The organism is Dolichospermum sp. UHCC 0315A (genome assembly GCF_008121535.1).
Taxonomy (GTDB): Bacteria; Cyanobacteriota; Cyanobacteriia; order Cyanobacteriales; family Nostocaceae; genus Dolichospermum; species Dolichospermum lemmermannii.
In genome coordinates, this window is the sequence record NZ_CP043056.1 from 1,936,153 (window position 1) to 1,952,729 (window position 16,577).

Genomic DNA, 16,577 nt, shown 5'->3' on the forward strand with positions numbered 1-16,577 from the left:
AATTGGTAATTTTATTTTTGCTATTTTAACCCAGATTGCACACGCCATAAACTGGTGTAAATGCCATTTTTCTCTAATAGTTGTTCATGAGTTCCGGCTTCGACTAATTTGCCATGTTCCATGACATAAATGCAATCAGCATTGCGAATTGTGGAAAGACGGTGAGCAATAGCAATGGTAGTCCGATTAACGGTAATCCGGTCTAAAGAACGCTGAATTGCGGCTTCTGTTTCATTGTCTACCGCTGAGGTAGCTTCATCTAAGATCAAAATTGGTGGATCTTTTAATACTGCGCGAGCAATTGCAATCCGTTGTCTTTGTCCTCCAGATAACTTTTGCCCCCGTTCCCCAACTATTGTCTCATAACCTTGGGGCAAACTCATAATAAAATCATGAGCCTCGGCTATTTTCGCCGCCATGATAATATCTTCATCGGTAGCGGTAAAAGTCCCATAGGCAATATTTTCTCCCACTGTACCATGAAATAAAAACACATCCTGACTCACCAAACCAATAGAGCGGCGTAAATCCCGCAAATTTAATTGTTGTAAATCAATTCCATCCAGAGTAATTTTACCACTTTGCACCTCATAAAATCGCAGTAATAGTTTAACCAAAGTGCTTTTTCCTGAACCTGTCGAACCCACAATTGCAATTGTATTTCCTGCGGGAATTTCCAAAGATAAATTGTGAATAATTGGATTTCTATTTTGATAAGCAAAACTCACATTTTGAAATTCCAAAGCCCCCCGAATCATATCTACAGGTAAATCAATATTTCCCGGATGAATTGCAATGGGAGTATCTAACAAATCCATCACTCGATTAGTAGAAGCCATAGCCCTTTGATATAAATCAAAAGTATCACCTAATCTGGTTAATGGCCACAGCAAAAGCTGAACTAAAAACACCAAAGAACTATAAGCACCTACAGCCAATCTACCTTCTACCGCTGCCATACCGCCAAATAATAGTAATATTGTAAAGGCGATTAAAATGAACATCCGAATAATCGGAATATACCCCGCAGATAAAGCAATTGCCTTAGCATTACTTTGACGATAAGCATTACTTTCAGATTCTACCCGCGCCGCTTCATAAGCTTCTGCTGTAAAACTTTTAATAGTGGTAATTCCACTCAAATTATTAGATAATCTCCCATTTAATAAACCGACTTTTTCCCGAACTTCTGCATAACGAGGCGCAAGAAATTTCTGGCAAATTATCGAACCAAAGAGAATAAATGGCATGGGCAAAATTGCCATCCCAGCTACACTAGGAGCTAAAATAAAAAACGCAGCCCCAACAATAATAATAGTAGTAGTGACTTGGATAATATCATTTGCGCCCACATCCAAAAACCGCTCTAATTGGTTAACATCATCACTGAGAATAGACATTAAACCACCGGTGCTGCGTTCTTCAAAATAAGCTAATTCTAATTCTTGTAAATGTTTATATGCGTCCAGTCGTAAATTATGCTGAATATTCTGTCCCAAATTGCGCCATAGTAATTTATAGGCATATTCAAACAATGACTCCAATACCCAGGTAATCATCGTCAACAAGGATAAAATCAGAAATTGCCCATAAATATCTTTTACGCCTAATCGGGCGATGATAGAATCTTGTTGCTTGACTACCACATCCACCGCAATCCCAATTAATACAGGGGGTGCTAAGTCAAAAACTTTATTGAGGATAGAAGCACCAATGGCCAGTCGAATTTGTTTAGTATACTGATGTCCATATTTAAATAGCCGCTGGAGGGGACGAACAGAATGTTTACGCCTTTTGGATAATCGGATAGATTTAAATGGCATAGCCATATTAATTGATAATTACTTGCAGTTAATACTACCACATAATTGAGTTGATTTGTGATCAATATTGAAGCAATAGATACAGTTATCTTCCTTTAGGAACAGAAGAGATAATTTTGAAAAATTGGTAACTTGTAATTTGGCAAACTTCACTTTTGGGAATTATATTAGAAAATATTGTCGCTAAAATAATTATTCCCCGCAGCAAACAGCAGGGTATAATAACCGTATCAATAAACCAGATGTGCTAATTTTCAGTGAAGACTACCAAAACAGCAAATATTCCTCCTAAAACTTAGGGAATATGCCATATCAATCTTGATTTTGTGCAAAAATGCCAGTAATGTTGAGCAAATCTCCCTCCCACAACCAGAACCAGACGTAAAAACTAGACAAATCAATATTATGTCTACTCCCAATCATCAGCAACTCTCACTCCCAGAAGCCAAGAAAATACTCAACAAATTTAACTGTCTGGATATTGCCCCCATTCTTAAACCGTCCGAAAAAGTTCCCACTCGTGAGGCATTAATTTTTCTCACCAGTCTTACCGATTATCAAATCTTAGGTATTTGTGCTGATACAGCCGCAGAGGGAATTTTAGCCATGAAAACCTATTCTCGCGCTTTGGGTTATCAAGCACCAATTGATTTACCACATCCAGAAGGCCCAGTTTACATCAAGTTAAATGGCAAAAATGGCTTGTGTTATCTCGATTCCTATGCTGGACATCATCGGGGAGTGTTAGTATCTTGCCAGTCTTATCAAGAGGGAGGAGTTAACGAGATGTATGGACATTTACCCCTCGATTTATTTGTCTAGAATTTCGTTTACAATCATCTTTAGGGTGGGCTATGCCCACCTCATTCTTAATCACTAATTACCGCATAATATGAGCATTGTTACATTACAATCAGTTAAGAAAGATTTTGGAATTAAAGAACTTTTAAAAGATGCTAATTTCAGCCTTGATACTAATGATAAAGTTGGTTTAATCGGCACTAATGGTTCTGGTAAATCAACTTTATTAAAAATGATTGCTAGACTAGAATCAATTGATAGTGGGCAAATTTTAGTGAATTCTGGGGCAAAAATTGTTTACTTGCCTCAACAGCCCGATATGGACGAAAATCACACTGTTTTAGAACAGGTATTCGCTGATAGTGGTGAACAAATGAACCTCGTCAAAGAATATGAAGAATTATCTGATAAATTGGCACATTATCCCGATGATAGTCAGTTAATGTCTCGTCTTTCTACTGTGATGGAGCGCATGGATGCAACTGGTGCATGGGAAGTAGAAACTAACGCCAAAATCATTTTAACAAAGTTAGGAATTGTTGATTTTGATGTGAAAGTTGGCACATTATCAGGGGGATATCGCAAACGAATTGCTTTAGCAGCAGCCTTGATATCAGAACCTGATTTATTGTTAATGGATGAACCAACAAACCATCTTGATGCTTTGTCTGTAGAATGGTTACAAAGTTATTTAAATCGCTATCGCGGCGCACTTTTATTAATTACTCATGATCGTTATTTTTTAGATAAAGTTACTAATAGAATTATCGAAATTGATCGAGGTGATATTTACAATTACACAGGTAATTATTCCTATTATCTAGAAAAGAAAGCTTTAGCTGAAGAATCTGCTGTTAGCACTCAGCGGAAACATCAAGGTCTTTTACGCCGCGAATTAGAATGGTTAAAGAAAGGCCCAAAAGCTAGAAGTACCAAACAAAAAGCCAGAATTGATCGCGCTCATGAATTGAGAGATACTGAATTTAAAGAAATTAATGGTAAGGTTGATATTTCTACCGTTGGCCGACGGATTGGTAAAAAAGTTATTGAACTCAAAAATGTTAGTAAAGCCTACAATAACAGGACTTTAATTCATAATTTTACTTATGAATTTAGTCCAGAAGATCGCATTGGTATTATTGGCGGTAATGGTGCAGGTAAATCTACTTTAATGGATATTATGACTGCCAGAATCAAACCAGATTCCGGTAGTGTGGAAATTGGGACTACAATTCATATTGGTTATTTTAACCAACATTCAGAAGAATTGTTGACGGCTGTAGATGATAATCAACGAGTGATTGATTACATTAAGGAAGAAGGGGAATTTATCCAAATATCCGACGGGACAAAAATCACTGCTTCCCAAATGTTAGAGAGATTTTTGTTTCCAGGAAATCAACAATATGCACCCATTAATAAACTTTCTGGTGGAGAAAAACGCCGTTTATTTTTATTACGGATTCTCATTAGTGCGCCCAATGTGTTGATTTTGGATGAACCGACTAATGATTTAGATGTGCAGACATTAGCAGTATTAGAAGACTATTTAGAAGATTTTAATGGTTGTGTGATTGTAGTTTCTCATGATCGTTACTTTTTAGATCGGACAGTAGACAGAATTTTTGCCTTAGAAGAAGGTGGAGGTTTACGTCAATATCCGGGTAATTATTCCATCTATTTAGATTATAAAAAAGCTGAAGAAGCAGAAAAACAAGAACCGTCAAAAACTGTAATTGTAGAATCAAAGGTTGTATCTCCAGTTGCAGAGACTAAAAAAGCCCGGAGGTTATCCAATTGGGAAAGACGGGAATTTGAGGAATTAGAACAGAAAATTGCCAAGTTAGAAACAGAAAAAACAGCAGCAGAAAAGAAATTAACAACTGTGGCTGGAAATTATAGCCAAGTGCAAAAGCTATATGAAGAGGTGGAAACTCTGAAGAAAAATATTGATTTGTCCACAGAACGCTGGTTGGAATTAGCGGAAATGGATTCTTAGCTTAACCGACAGAAGCCCCACGTCTGACCCGATAGGGCAGCGGGGGATGAATGGCGCGTGAATTGACGACGGTTTTCCGACCAACGCGACAGCAAGGAAGGAAAACATGGAGACAATTCACAAAATTTGTGTTATGAATTGAATATCTCGGCAAGGCGAGAGAATAGCGATAACCAAGCTAGATACATGATCATTTTTGTTGATTAACCTTGATTTTGCCTTTGGAACGAGGGGTCAGCCTATCGCCTTAACATCAGTCTTGTTGTTCTCGAAGAGCAAAAAGCTGTTAACTGGGTAGGAAGCCTATACTTACCCGCAAGGGAAGTGTAAGTAGTTCACGTTGCAATTAAATTAATCATCTTGTTGAAATCTTCAAATATACGTAGGGTGGGTTAGCGACAGCGTAACCCACCATCTGATTAGGTAGTTATGTAAAATAAATTGCACATTTCATAGAATTTAGGCTTACAAGAGCTAATATATATCTCTGACTTATTTAATAATTCAAGTATCTATTTATATTTAAATTAATAAGAAAAAGTGACAAAATTCAAACAGTGGAATTGAAACCCTTGATTTTGAAACATTAGGTTGTCCTTTAGTTTCATTACCCAGTAGCGATGAAATTAGTGCTAATTTATCAAGAAAGTCTGTTGCTGTGTAAAAAAGGATTTTTTTATCGTTTCCTCGTTCCCAGTCTCTGACTGGGAATGCTACTTAGAGGCTCTGCCTCCATGACTTAGTATCAATGAAGGCAGAGCCTTCCGTAATTCATTCCCATACAGAGTATGGGAACGAGAAACTATCATATCATTTGTTTATAGTGAATGATTAGGAATAAAATACCCCATTTTAATATTATTAAAAAAGGGGTTTTGTCTATTCTGCAATTAGTTAAATACTAATACTGTTGAGAATAAGTCTGGGTTGGAGATATTCGTAATTTACTAAACGTCCCTTATTATTCAATTCAATTTTTCTCTGTACCACATTCAATTCTTGCTGAAATTTATTCACAACTTGGTCAGCATTTGGATCTGTAAATTCTTCCTCTTCATAATATCCCAGTCTGTCATAACGATAGTCTGAAAGTATGTACACAGTTGATAATTGGGTATTTGTGGGCTTTGCTGGTGGTAGAAAATCTATGAGGGCTTGACGGTCTTTAATATCACCCTTTTGTTGAATTTCTTGATAAGCAGCTAGGGGCATATTAGGAATAAAACCCATGTATTCATATTGGGAGAAATTAACCGCCGAATGCTGCGGACCACAAATATATATGATAGTAGTAACAATCTCAACTAATTGTTCTAAGGTATCAATGCGATCGCTCATACCCTTAACCCTACCACCATCCTGAGCCACTAATTCCCGCGCCCAAGCTTGTAGTTCTCCGTCTGCTTTCAAGTCTGCTGGACTCTTGTAATAAAGTTGCAAATAGTTAAATACAAACTTATTAATCGCATTCCATAACAAAATTCCATCATCCCGATAAGGATAATGTGGCAAGTTTTTCACATCATCTACACCGCGATTTTTGAGTTCCCTAGGTAGAGCAAACTGGTCTAGACTCCAACTTTTATAGGCATCTACCACAATTTGCAATGATTCTTGCAGAGTTCCTGCTAATAATTCATCCACAAAACCGCCCCTACTAACCAGACGTTTGCGAGCTAAATCATTATTAGCCAACATAAACCGGAAATGGGGTCTGAGTAATATTCTCAGAGGATGATTTTCAGCCAGTTGACGCGGGGTGACAACAGCAAAGGGTTCCATTACCAGGTGAGTCCGGCATAAATGGCTGCTCATTTCATGATGATTAGCATCAGCAATTTGCACACAGGACTTAGCATAAAACCAGGTTAAAGGGTCATCAAAAGGAGTTAGCAAGGGGCTGGCTTTACCTGCTTTGGGATTGATTTGAATGGCTACAGGGACTAATTGGCCTCGATCTTGAAAGCCCGAACTGCGCCAACAGAAAAAGGCCAGAGGTGCTGGTAGGTACTTTTTTCCTTTGGCATAAGTGCCACCTTGAACGAACGCCAAGGATCTATAATCAGCGACATATAGATTTCCTGTGGCCAATCTTTCGATTAAATTAATAGAATTGCCAAACTTATCCTGTAATTCTTCAATGGTAAAGGCAAAGTTAGCTGGCATTTGCTTAATTTGACGTAAAACCATCGGATTTACCCCACAAAGCCGTTGTTCCGCGAAGGAATCATCGGTTTCATAGGTTTTCATCACATTAGGTTTTTGCAAAACTGGGAAAAAGTCTTCATAATCTTGCAATTGATCTAAAGGATCCCACATAGCATGAGTTTTAACAGCCATCATATTTAGAGGAAGTTCTGCTGCCTCTAATGTCCGTTCAGCAATATACTTAGTAGAAAAATTCTCTGCGGGAGGTACGCTTTTGATCATTGCCATAGGCGGCAAAAAATCATACATGAATTGATACTCTTTGCGTCCTTTCTCTAGAGAAGATTGGCGTTGTGCCGGGTTCGGGTCATTTTGAGGTAGAAATGGCTGCATAAAGGTTATTTTTCTTCCGAAGGATAAATAAATTTAGTCGAAAATCCAGTTTTTATAAATATTTTTAATATTTTTTAATTTTTGACATTTAGTTGTTTTAACACATCTTCATAAATATCTGCCATTGTCAAGGTTAAATTTACTGATTCTAACCGCAATTTATCATCTTTTCCTAATACTTCAGTTGACCAATTTCCTTGATTATCTTGACGATAAACTTCTACTTTTATTTGATTTTGGTAAATTAGAACATATTCCTTTAAACTATCTATGGTTTGATAATTAATGCGTTTTTCACGTTTGTCTATTGTTGCTGTGGAATTAGATAAAACTTCTATAATCAAATTAGGACGAGTTTTAAAGTATCTTTCCTTATCTTCAGGATCACAAGTAACAATAATATCAGGATAGTAGAATATATTAGCATTTCTGATTTTAACTTTTACTTTCATATCTGACACGAAAGCACGACAGGAACTCCCGCGAAGATGAGGACGTAGTATAGCGTAAATATTACCAGCTATCAGGTTATGTTCTTCGCTTGCACCCGCCATTGCAAAAACTTGTCCGGCCACATATTCATGGCGAATATCGCTAGATTTTTCAGCGTCTAGGTATTCTTCAACGGTGAGAATATTTAATGGAGATTGCATGATTTTTAGATGGTTTTACGGAATATGGTACAATTTTATTATAGCAATATTCAAGATGTTCAGATCCCCGACTTCTTTAAGAAGTCGGGGATCTATATTCTATGATATTTAAACAACCTCTTTAAAAAACTTCCCATGAGCCAAACTGCCATAAATCTCGTTGCTATATTCGTCTTTCTCATGACTTTTTCCAGCCTATTAGGACCATTAATACATCTTTCCCCAACGATACCAGCTTTAGCTACTGTGACATTTTTAGGAATTGCAACTTTAGATAATTTCAGCTTTCAAGGAAAGGGAGGAACGATAGTATTAGATTTAATGGCGCGATTTTCTCCAGAATATAAAGAACGCATTTTACATCATGAAGCAGGTCATTTTCTCGTGGCTTACCTGTTAGGAATTCCGGTGACTAGCTACACTCTCAGCGCGTGGGAAGCTTGGAAAAAAGGACAACCAGGACAAGGGGGAATAACTTTAGAAGATAGCGAGTTAACAGCGCAAATAGAAACAGGTCAAATTACTGCTCAAATGTTAGACCGTTATTGTACTATTTGGATGGCGGGAATTGCGGCGGAAACTTTGGTTTTTAAGTCGGCTGAAGGTGGCAATGATGATAAAATTAAGTTAAATGAATTTTTGCAAGTTATCGGGTTTTCGGCAGCAGGTTATCAGCAAAAACAACGGTTTCATCTTCTTCAATCTAAAAATCTGATTCAGGAAAATTGGGATAGTTATCAAGCTTTGGTGACAGCAATGAGAAAAAGAGCTTCGATTGTCGAGTGTTTAGAAATAATTACCTCACACAAAGGCACTCCAGACGGGGAGAAAATGAGCGGTTATCACTAGAAATCTTTGACACTGAGTCGGACGCACCTTCAAGGGTTTTCGGCATTCTCCTTATAATTGTTGCGTCCTGAAAATCCTCAAATCCTATAAATTCTGGTATGTTCACGCCCGAATATCAGGCAGTTAACCGTTTCCAAGAGAGTTCTTTGCCAATTTGATCCCAGTTCCAGCGTAATAAATGAGCGGACTGATTAGCGGCGAATGTTGGTAAATTAATAGCTTGTCTAGGTGCGTCCGTAGCGAGGCTAATGGCGGTTTCTACGTCACAAATTCCCCATTTGACCAGATTTTGCACTCCCACTAATAATGGTAGGGTTGTTCCCGTTAATGTCCCATCTTGTAATCTGGCTGTACCGTTGATAATTTCTATTTGTCGGGTATCCCAAGGATAGATGCCGTCAGGTAATCCTAATGGTGCAAGGGCATCACTGACAATGAATAATCTTTCACTGGCACGCAGAAGAATTTTTAAGATCATCGGGGCAACGTGCTGACCATCGGCAATAAAAGCACAGAACACATCAGGATTGTTCATTGCTGCGCCTAATAGCCCTGGTTCGCGGTGGTGTAGGGGTGGCATGGCGTTGAAGGCATGAGTTATCATTGTAGCACCTTGAGTAAAGGCTTGTTGGGCTTCCGCTGCGGTGGCTTGAGAATGTCCTAAGCTAACGGTGATTCCCAAAGAACGCAAATATGGGATGACTTTCCCGGTGGTGTCTAATTCTGGTGCGAGGGTGATGAGTTTGACGATATGGGCATAATCTCCCAATACACGTTTAATTTGGTCTATGGTGAGGGGAAGAAGATACTCGGCTGGATGTGCACCGCGTTTGTAGTAGTTTAAAAATGGTCCTTCGAGGTGGACTCCGAGAATTTCTGCGGAGGTTGGAGAATTGGGGGTATAATTGGCGAGAATGGCAAGCGATCGCTGAATATTTTCGATAGAGGTGGTCACTAAGGTTGGTAAATAACCGTCAACTCCTGCTTCCCAAAGAAATGAAGAGATTTTTGGCAGCATAGAGGAATTTTCTACTGTTAATTCTGGAAAGGCCAAACCCAGTCCACCATTAATTTGTAAATCCACACCACCTAAAGAAATCCAGTCTCCAGCCACATCTAAAACTTGTAAGTCTTGTCGTACAACTTTTTCCCATGCTGTATTCATAGACATAATTTGCTCAATTATGCCTGCTTGGTTAACTAAGATTCTTTGTAAATCTTGATAACCGGGGACTTTTGCGTTGATAATATCTACATTTGCCAGCATGGTATTTTTGTCAGTTGTTCGTTGTCAGTGGTCAGTGGTCAGTAGGGGCGAAGCATTTGGAAGATAAATTATCGGTCATTGCCAAAAATAGTTCTCCAAATGCTTCGCCCGTACAGTGGTCAGTTGTTCCCAGTCCCCAATCCCCAGTCCCTAAATTATATGAGTCTCGAAGTTGGTATTATCATGGGTAGTGATTCCGATTTGCCTACAATGAAGGATGCGATCGCTATTTGCGAAGAATTTGGTATTGTAGTTGAAGTTGCCATTGTCTCTGCCCATCGTACCCCAGAACGAATGTTTGAATATGCTAAAACTGCACATCAACGCGGTATCAAGGTAATTATTGCTGGTGCAGGTGGTGCGGCACATCTTCCTGGTATGGTAGCATCTTTAACTCCTTTACCTGTTATTGGTGTTCCCGTCGCTACTCGAAATTTACAAGGTGTGGATTCTTTATATTCTATAGTGCAAATGCCAGCAGGAATACCTGTTGCCACCGTCGCTATTGGGAATTCTAAAAATGCTGGACTTTTAGCTGTACAAATTCTTGCTACTCACCAACCAGAATTACTCGAAAAAGTGCAAGTTTATCGCCAAAGTCTTTGTAATATGGTCATGGAAAAGCAAGCTACACTAGATCAGCTTGGATATGAAAAATATTTGCAACAATAGATATTAACATGATTTCATATATAAGCCGTGAACCCTCCTATTAACACCTCAGCCCAAACCCAAAATCGCAAAGCAGATCATATCCGCATCTGTTTAGAAGATAATGTCCAATCTCCAGTAATTACCACTGGGTTAGAAAAATATCGCTTTACCCATACTTGTTTACCAGAAATTGATGGTAAGGATATTGATGTGAGTACGACATTTTTGGGAAAACATCTCCATGCACCTTTGTTAATTTCCTCCATGACGGGAGGTACAGAACCAGCGGGAATTATTAACCGTCGTCTAGCCGAAGTTGCCCAAGAATACAAATTAGCAATGGGTGTAGGATCTGTAAGAGTGGCAGTGGAAAAACCCCAAGTTGCAAATACCTTTGCTGTTCGTAAATATGCGCCGGATATTCTCCTCTTTGCTAATTTAGGCGCGGTACAGCTTAATTATGATTATGGTATTGATGAATGTTTGCGAATTATTGATCTGGTGGAAGCCGATGCTTTGATTCTACATATTAACCCTTTGCAGGAATTCATTCAACCCAGGGGTGATACTAATTTTCATGGATTACTTGATAAAATATCTAACCTGTGCAACAACTTACCAGTTCCCGTAATTGCCAAAGAAGTAGGTAATGGAATTTCTGCAACTATGGCAGAAAAACTGATAGCTGTGGGAGTGCAAGCTATTGATGTGGCTGGTGCTGGTGGTACGTCTTGGGCAATGGTGGAAAGTGAACGGGCAGAAACTGTCTTACAGCGGCGTTTGGGGCAAACATTTGGGGACTGGGGGATACCCACAGCCGATTGTATTGCCAGTATTCGGGAGCATGATCCCGATGTTCCCTTAATTGCATCTGGGGGCTTACGCAATGGTTTAGATGTGGCTAAAGCGATCGCTTTAGGGGCTGATATTGCTGGTTTAGCAATGCCCTTTCTCAAAGCAGCAGCAGTATCGGAAGCGGCTGTAGTAGAATTGACAGAGGTATTAATTGCCGAAATCACCACTGTCTTATTTTGCACTGCTAACACCAATCTGTATAAATTAAAACAATCTCAAAATTTACAGTTAATAATTGACAACTAACAACTGTACGGGCGAAGCATTTGGAGAACTATTTTTGGCAATGAGCGATAATTTATCTTCCAAATGCTTCGCCCCTACTAACAACTGATAACCGCTATAAATAACCAATGAATAATTTTCTTAAACAAACCTTAGCAAGTTTAATTGGCAGTTTACTAGGACTGACAGTTTTCTCTGGAGTCAGTACAGTGGGATTCTTATTAATATTAATTGCGGTTGCTAGTTCTCAAAGTTCAACCCCAACAGTGAAAGATAAGTCAGTTTTAGTTTTCGACTTGTCTATGAATATCACCGATAGTGAACCTAATTCCAGTCAATTATTGCAAAAAACTTTTAGCGGTGTTGAAGAAAATAACATCACATTGCGGAAAGTTGTGGAAACATTAGATAAAGCCGGACGTGATCAAAATATTGTGGGTATTTATATAGATGGAAATAATGCTAATAGTGCAGTTGGTTATGCTTCCTTGAAAGAAATCCGTCAAGCATTAGAAAAATTCCGTAAAACTGGTAAAAAAATAATTGCTTATAGTACAGATTGGAGTGAAAAAGAATATTATCTAAGTTCTGTAGCCAATCAAGTTATAGTTAATCCTATGGGAGCAATGGAAATCAACGGTTTAAGTTCACAACCAATGTTCTTAGCGGGGGCATTTGAAAAATACGGTGTTGGGGTGCAGATTGTGCGGGTGGGTAAATTTAAGGGTGCAGTAGAACCGTTAATCCTCAATAAACTCAGCCCAGAGAACCGAGAACAAACGCAGAAATTGTTAGATGATGTGTGGGGAGAGTGGCGGAAATCTGTGGGTACAAGTAGAAACATTCTACCCCAAAAATTGCAAGCGATCGCTAATAGTCAACCAATTTTAGAACCCACAGCAGCTAAATCTAATGGTTTAGTAGATACAATTGCTTACGAAGATAAAGTATTTACTGATTTGAAAAAATTAACTGGTAACAGTGAAAAAGATAAAACATTCACAAAAATCAGCTTGAGTAATTATGCAGAAGTTCCTGGAAAATCCTTAGATTCAGATCATAAAATTGCCATTGTTTATGCAGAAGGAGAAATAGTCAACGGTAGCGGTGACGAAGGACAAATTGGCGGTGATAACTTTGCAAAAATATTCTCAAAAATTAGGCAAAATAATCAAATAAAAGCAGTAGTTTTAAGAATTAATAGCCCTGGTGGTAGTGCTACCGCAGCCGAAATCATGCAGCGAGAAATCAAATTAACTCGTCAAATTAAACCCGTCATCGTTTCCATGGGAGATGTGGCTGCTTCCGGTGGTTATTGGATTGCTAGTGATTCCAACCGCATTTTTGCCCAAGCTAACACAATTACAGGTTCTATTGGTGTTTTTGGCGTATTATTTAATGGTCAAAAATTGGGCAATAATAATGGCATAACTTGGGATACAGTTAAAACGGCTCAATATGCAGATCAACAAACCATTTCCCGTCCTAAATCACCTCAAGAATTAGCAGTTTATCAACGCAGTGTTAACCGCATTTATAACCTATTCTTGGAGAAAGTTTCCCAAGGACGGAAAATCCCAACTGCAAAAGTAGCAGAAATCGCCCAAGGAAGAGTTTGGTCAGGAACAGCAGCCAAACAAATCGGTCTAGTTGATGAAATTGGTGGTTTAAATGTAGCCATTGAATATGCAGCTAAACAAGCAAAATTAGGAACTGATTGGGAAATACAAGAATATCCCAGAGTTAGTACATTTCCAGAACGCTTATTTGGTAAAAAATTAGATGAAACAAAAGCCAAACTAGGAATAGAAAAAACCCAAACTAAAAATTCCAACCCACTCATAAATGAATTGGGAAAATTACAACAGGAAATAAAAACTTTACAAACAATGAATGATCCTCAAGGGATTTATACTCGTTTAGCCGTTAACTTCAAAATTGAATAGGGAATAATTATTACTCCAACTTCTCCTAGTAGTCTGTCAATCCAAAAATGACGGATGAAGGCAAGCAGGGTGAGCAGGAATAGAACCATTAACCGTTAAAATGTCTTTGAGAGACTACTTGTTAATTAACTAACAGCTTTTTGTTGCTGATATAACTGCTTAAATAAAGCTTGCTGTTGTTTATGATCAACAATTGGTTGCGGATAATTTGTTCCATAATAATCTAACGGGGGAATTTTCCCAGTTACCAAATATTCTGGATCTACATAACGCAATTCTGGTATCCATTGCCGAATATACTCTGCTTCTGCATCAAATTTTTGGGTTTGACTAGCTGGATTAAAAATGCGTAATGGTTGGGGGTCCATACCACTAGAAGCACTCCATTGCCAACCTCCATTATTAGCAGATAAATCACCATCAATGAGTTTCTGCATAAAATATTTTTCTCCCCATTGGGGATTAATAATTAAGTCTTTAGTCAAGAAACTGGCAACAATCATTCTACATCTATTGTGCATCCAGCCTGTTTCATTTAATTGCCGCATAGCCGCGTCAACTATAGGATAACCTGTTTTGCCCTCACACCAAGCCTGAAAATATGTTTCATTATTTTGCCAAGGGAAGGTTTTAAAAGTATCCCTATATGCACCGTTAGCTAAGGCTGGAAAATGGTACATAGCGTGTTGAAAAAATTCCCGCCATGCTAATTCTTTTTGCCATGTTTGGATACTGGCATTTACTTCTTCACTATTACTATTTGCTAAGGCTTCTATAGTAGTTTGCCAAATAGTTCTAATACCAATAACACCAAACTTCAAAGCTGCACTTAATTGAGATGTACCATGAATTGCGGGAAAATTCCGCTGTTCTTGATATCCATTAATAGCAGATTTTGCAAAATTATCTAATTTTTCTTGTGCTGCCAATTCTCCGGGAGAAATTATTAATTCTGCATCCCAAATAAAACCTAAATCTTCAGCAGCAGGTAAATTAATTGTTCCCTCTTGTTGAGCAATTTCTTCTTCTTTAGCTGTTAAATTCTCTAGATCTGCTAAAGTTTTAACAGGTTTAGCTTTAGATTTAGTAATCCAATTTTTCCAGAAAGGAGTATAAACAGTATAGGGAGTTTTTGTACCGCTAAAAATTTCCGTTGGAGAGTGCAATAATTGATCCCAATTATAGTTAAGAAATTCAATTCCTTCAACTTTCAAAGCCTCACTTACTGCTAAATCTCTTATTTGGGAATAAGGTTCAACATCCCAATTCCAAAATACAGCTTTAGCTTTTAATGCTGCTGCTAATTTGGGAATTGCAATAACAGGATCATTTTGTAAAATTAATAATTGACTACCCGCTTGCTGATATCTTTCCTGAAGAGATTGCAAACAGCCAATCATATATTTTACCCTAGCGGGGGCAATATCATCACCTTCGAGAATTTGGGGATCTAGACAAAATACACCCACAATCTTCGCACTTTTTTCTCTAGCCGCAGCTAGTCCCGTATGATCAGAAATGCGTAAATCTCGACGATGCCAAAACAAAATTAGATCAGACATGGAATATTAATATAGTTCTGATATACTAAATAAGATTATACCAACTTTATGTAAAGCTGCCCAGAATAATCATCATTCATATTTATCTGTGTTTATCCGCGTTCATCTGCGTTCAAATAATCTTAAAATCTTACAATTTAGTATTACACCAAACTTGCACAACCCGACCTGTAAGTTCTTGACCAAACCAAGGAGTATTATAAGCAAGTGTCTGAAGATTTGCCTTATTTACCTGCCAAATTTGCAGAGGATTAAATAAAGTTAACTCGGCTTTTTCACCAGGTTGAATAGCTTTAACTTCTTGTTGTAAACAAGCCGCAGGTTGATGACTCAAAACGCGCCATAATTCCAAAGCTGTAAATTCCCCAGTCGCTACGAGATTTTGCCAAAGTAGGGGTAATGCTAATTCTAAACCAATTGCCCCCGGCGGTGATTCGGCAAAGGCTTGAACTTTCTCCTCATAAGTATAAGGTGCGTGATCAATAGCGATCGCATCTATTACCCCTGTTCTTACCGCTTCCCGCAAGCATAGCATATCTTGATGATTTCCCAAGGGCGGATCTAAATGCAAGGATGTGTGATAACTTCTAATAGCTGTTGTATCTAGTAAAACGTGCATCCATGTGGTACTAGCGGTAACAGGCACACCTTGAGCTTTGGCTTGAGCAATTAATTCGACACTGCGAGCAGTGGAAACACGCATAATGTGGACTGGTGTACCAATATCCGCAACTAATTCTAATAATGCGGCAATAGCCGTTGTTTCCGCACTAGCTGGAATCGGGGGTAAACCTATTCGCAAGGCTTCCGCACCTTCTCGCATCCTACCATTAGCGGCTAAATGGCGATCGCATGGCCAAAAAGCCACCGGTTTGCCAAAGGGTTGCAGATACTCCAAAACCCGTCTGACTATCCCCAAATTGTCCCAAGGTTTAGCATCAGTAAAACCCACAACCCCTGCTGCGGCTAAATCTGCTACCTCTGTTAATTGTTTACCTGCTAAATCTAAGGTAATTGCCCCCCAGATGTGCAAATGAGGACAAGGTTTTTCCCGATCTCGCTGTTGCTGTAAATGTGTCACTAAAGCAGGTTTATCAATGGGTGGTGATGTATCTGGTAAAACACCAATTCTAGTAAAACCACCAGCAGCGGCAGCTTGTAATAAAGAACTTAAAGTTTCTCGTTCTTCAAATCCAGGTTCGCCTGAATGACTATATAAATCAACTAATCCAGCCCCAAGAATTAAGCCTTGACAATCACGAATAGAAGTATCAGCACTAAAATCTGTAATTTGTGGGACGATCTCTTGAATATAACCATCAATAATTAATACATCTGTTACTGTGTCAGTTTTCTGCACAGGATCAATTACTCTTACTTGTTTTAATAGTTCTTTAGTCAT

14 protein-coding genes are annotated in these 16,577 nt (G+C 38.5%); 7 read left to right on the top strand and 7 right to left on the bottom strand.

Annotated features, from left to right (window positions below):
• Window positions 1-20: 20 nt before the first annotated feature.
• Complete coding sequence (locus BMF77_RS09300; RefSeq protein ID WP_210422324.1) at window positions 21-1,829, bottom strand: ABC transporter ATP-binding protein; 1,809 nt, start codon at window positions 1,827-1,829, stop codon at window positions 21-23.
• Window positions 1,830-2,228: 399 nt separating this feature from the next.
• Here BMF77_RS09300 and BMF77_RS09305 point away from each other — a divergent pair, with 399 nt between their 5' ends.
• Both BMF77_RS09305 and BMF77_RS09310 read left to right on the top strand, forming a co-directional pair.
• Entirely contained in the window at window positions 2,229-2,645 is a 417-nt protein-coding gene (locus BMF77_RS09305; RefSeq protein WP_015083572.1) for a DUF1824 family protein, read from the top strand.
• A 70-nt stretch (window positions 2,646-2,715) separates the two neighbouring features.
• Window positions 2,716-4,623, top strand: a complete 1,908-nt coding sequence (locus tag BMF77_RS09310; RefSeq protein WP_015083573.1) for an ABC-F family ATP-binding cassette domain-containing protein — start codon at window positions 2,716-2,718, stop codon at window positions 4,621-4,623.
• An 894-nt stretch (window positions 4,624-5,517) separates the two neighbouring features.
• Here BMF77_RS09310 and BMF77_RS09315 read toward each other — a convergent pair.
• Window positions 5,518-7,164 carry a lipoxygenase family protein gene (locus BMF77_RS09315; protein ID WP_148762344.1) on the bottom strand — a complete coding sequence of 549 codons (1,647 nt, stop codon included), beginning with the start codon at window positions 7,162-7,164 and terminating at the stop codon, window positions 5,518-5,520.
• A gap of 74 nt (window positions 7,165-7,238) precedes the next feature.
• Window positions 7,239-7,817: a Uma2 family endonuclease gene (locus tag BMF77_RS09320; RefSeq protein ID WP_148762346.1), complete on the bottom strand. Its 579-nt coding sequence runs from the start codon at window positions 7,815-7,817 to the stop codon at window positions 7,239-7,241.
• Between the two features lie 135 nt (window positions 7,818-7,952).
• Here BMF77_RS09320 and BMF77_RS09325 point away from each other — a divergent pair, with 135 nt between their 5' ends.
• Complete coding sequence (locus tag BMF77_RS09325; RefSeq protein WP_148762348.1) at window positions 7,953-8,666, top strand: ATP-dependent Zn protease; 714 nt, start codon at window positions 7,953-7,955, stop codon at window positions 8,664-8,666.
• A gap of 115 nt (window positions 8,667-8,781) precedes the next feature.
• On the opposite strand, the gene nagA is transcribed toward BMF77_RS09325, so the two are convergent.
• Window positions 8,782-9,933 (bottom strand): N-acetylglucosamine-6-phosphate deacetylase, encoded by a 1,152-nt coding sequence (gene nagA, locus BMF77_RS09330; protein WP_148762350.1) that lies wholly within the window; start codon window positions 9,931-9,933, stop codon window positions 8,782-8,784.
• On the opposite strand from nagA, the gene BMF77_RS09335 reads away from it, so the two are divergent.
• From BMF77_RS09335 to fni, 3 genes are read left to right on the top strand one after another with little or no spacing between them, the layout of a single operon-like run.
• Complete coding sequence (locus BMF77_RS09335) at window positions 9,924-10,124, top strand: hypothetical protein (protein ID WP_148762352.1); 201 nt, start codon at window positions 9,924-9,926, stop codon at window positions 10,122-10,124. The two genes, nagA and BMF77_RS09335, sit on opposite strands and share 10 nt — an antisense overlap.
• Complete coding sequence (gene purE, locus BMF77_RS09340) at window positions 10,093-10,605, top strand: 5-(carboxyamino)imidazole ribonucleotide mutase (protein ID WP_148766882.1); 513 nt, start codon at window positions 10,093-10,095, stop codon at window positions 10,603-10,605. Before BMF77_RS09335 ends, purE begins: the two co-directional genes overlap by 32 nt.
• 27 nt (window positions 10,606-10,632) lie before the next feature.
• Window positions 10,633-11,688, top strand: coding sequence for a type 2 isopentenyl-diphosphate Delta-isomerase (gene fni, locus BMF77_RS09345; RefSeq protein WP_148762354.1), 1,056 nt, complete (start codon window positions 10,633-10,635; stop codon window positions 11,686-11,688).
• Here the strand turns inward: fni and BMF77_RS28610 are convergent.
• Complete coding sequence (locus tag BMF77_RS28610) at window positions 11,671-11,796, bottom strand: hypothetical protein (RefSeq protein ID WP_256370343.1); 126 nt, start codon at window positions 11,794-11,796, stop codon at window positions 11,671-11,673. The genes fni and BMF77_RS28610 overlap by 18 nt on opposite strands.
• Between BMF77_RS28610 and sppA the strand changes: the two genes are divergently transcribed.
• Complete coding sequence (gene sppA / locus BMF77_RS09350) at window positions 11,796-13,613, top strand: signal peptide peptidase SppA (protein WP_148762356.1); 1,818 nt, start codon at window positions 11,796-11,798, stop codon at window positions 13,611-13,613. The two genes, BMF77_RS28610 and sppA, sit on opposite strands and share 1 nt — an antisense overlap.
• Before the next feature lie 125 nt (window positions 13,614-13,738).
• Here sppA and BMF77_RS09355 read toward each other — a convergent pair whose 3' ends face one another.
• Together BMF77_RS09355 and BMF77_RS09360 are read right to left on the bottom strand one after the other, a co-directional pair.
• Entirely contained in the window at window positions 13,739-15,175 is a 1,437-nt protein-coding gene (locus BMF77_RS09355; RefSeq protein WP_148762358.1) for an FAD-binding domain-containing protein, read from the bottom strand.
• A gap of 130 nt (window positions 15,176-15,305) precedes the next feature.
• A complete protein-coding gene (locus tag BMF77_RS09360; protein WP_148762360.1) occupies window positions 15,306-16,577 on the bottom strand; it encodes a dihydroorotase in 1,272 nt (423 codons plus the stop codon).

Excerpts from the sequence above, each read along its gene's own strand:
- BMF77_RS09300 (WP_210422324.1), bottom strand. The coding sequence starts at position 1,829 with ATGGCTATGCCATTTAAATCTATCCGATTATCCAAAAGGCGTAAACAT.
- BMF77_RS09305 (WP_015083572.1), top strand. The coding sequence starts at position 2,229 with ATGTCTACTCCCAATCATCAGCAACTCTCACTCCCAGAAGCCAAGAAA.
- BMF77_RS09310 (WP_015083573.1), top strand. The coding sequence starts at position 2,716 with ATGAGCATTGTTACATTACAATCAGTTAAGAAAGATTTTGGAATTAAA.
- BMF77_RS09315 (WP_148762344.1), bottom strand. The coding sequence starts at position 7,164 with ATGCAGCCATTTCTACCTCAAAATGACCCGAACCCGGCACAACGCCAA.
- BMF77_RS09320 (WP_148762346.1), bottom strand. The coding sequence starts at position 7,817 with ATGCAATCTCCATTAAATATTCTCACCGTTGAAGAATACCTAGACGCT.
- BMF77_RS09325 (WP_148762348.1), top strand. The coding sequence starts at position 7,953 with ATGAGCCAAACTGCCATAAATCTCGTTGCTATATTCGTCTTTCTCATG.
- nagA (WP_148762350.1), bottom strand. The coding sequence starts at position 9,933 with ATGCTGGCAAATGTAGATATTATCAACGCAAAAGTCCCCGGTTATCAA.
- purE (WP_148766882.1), top strand. The coding sequence starts at position 10,093 with ATGAGTCTCGAAGTTGGTATTATCATGGGTAGTGATTCCGATTTGCCT.
- sppA (WP_148762356.1), top strand. The coding sequence starts at position 11,796 with ATGAATAATTTTCTTAAACAAACCTTAGCAAGTTTAATTGGCAGTTTA.
- BMF77_RS09355 (WP_148762358.1), bottom strand. The coding sequence starts at position 15,175 with ATGTCTGATCTAATTTTGTTTTGGCATCGTCGAGATTTACGCATTTCT.
- BMF77_RS09360 (WP_148762360.1), bottom strand. The coding sequence starts at position 16,577 with ATGACTAAAGAACTATTAAAACAAGTAAGAGTAATTGATCCTGTGCAG.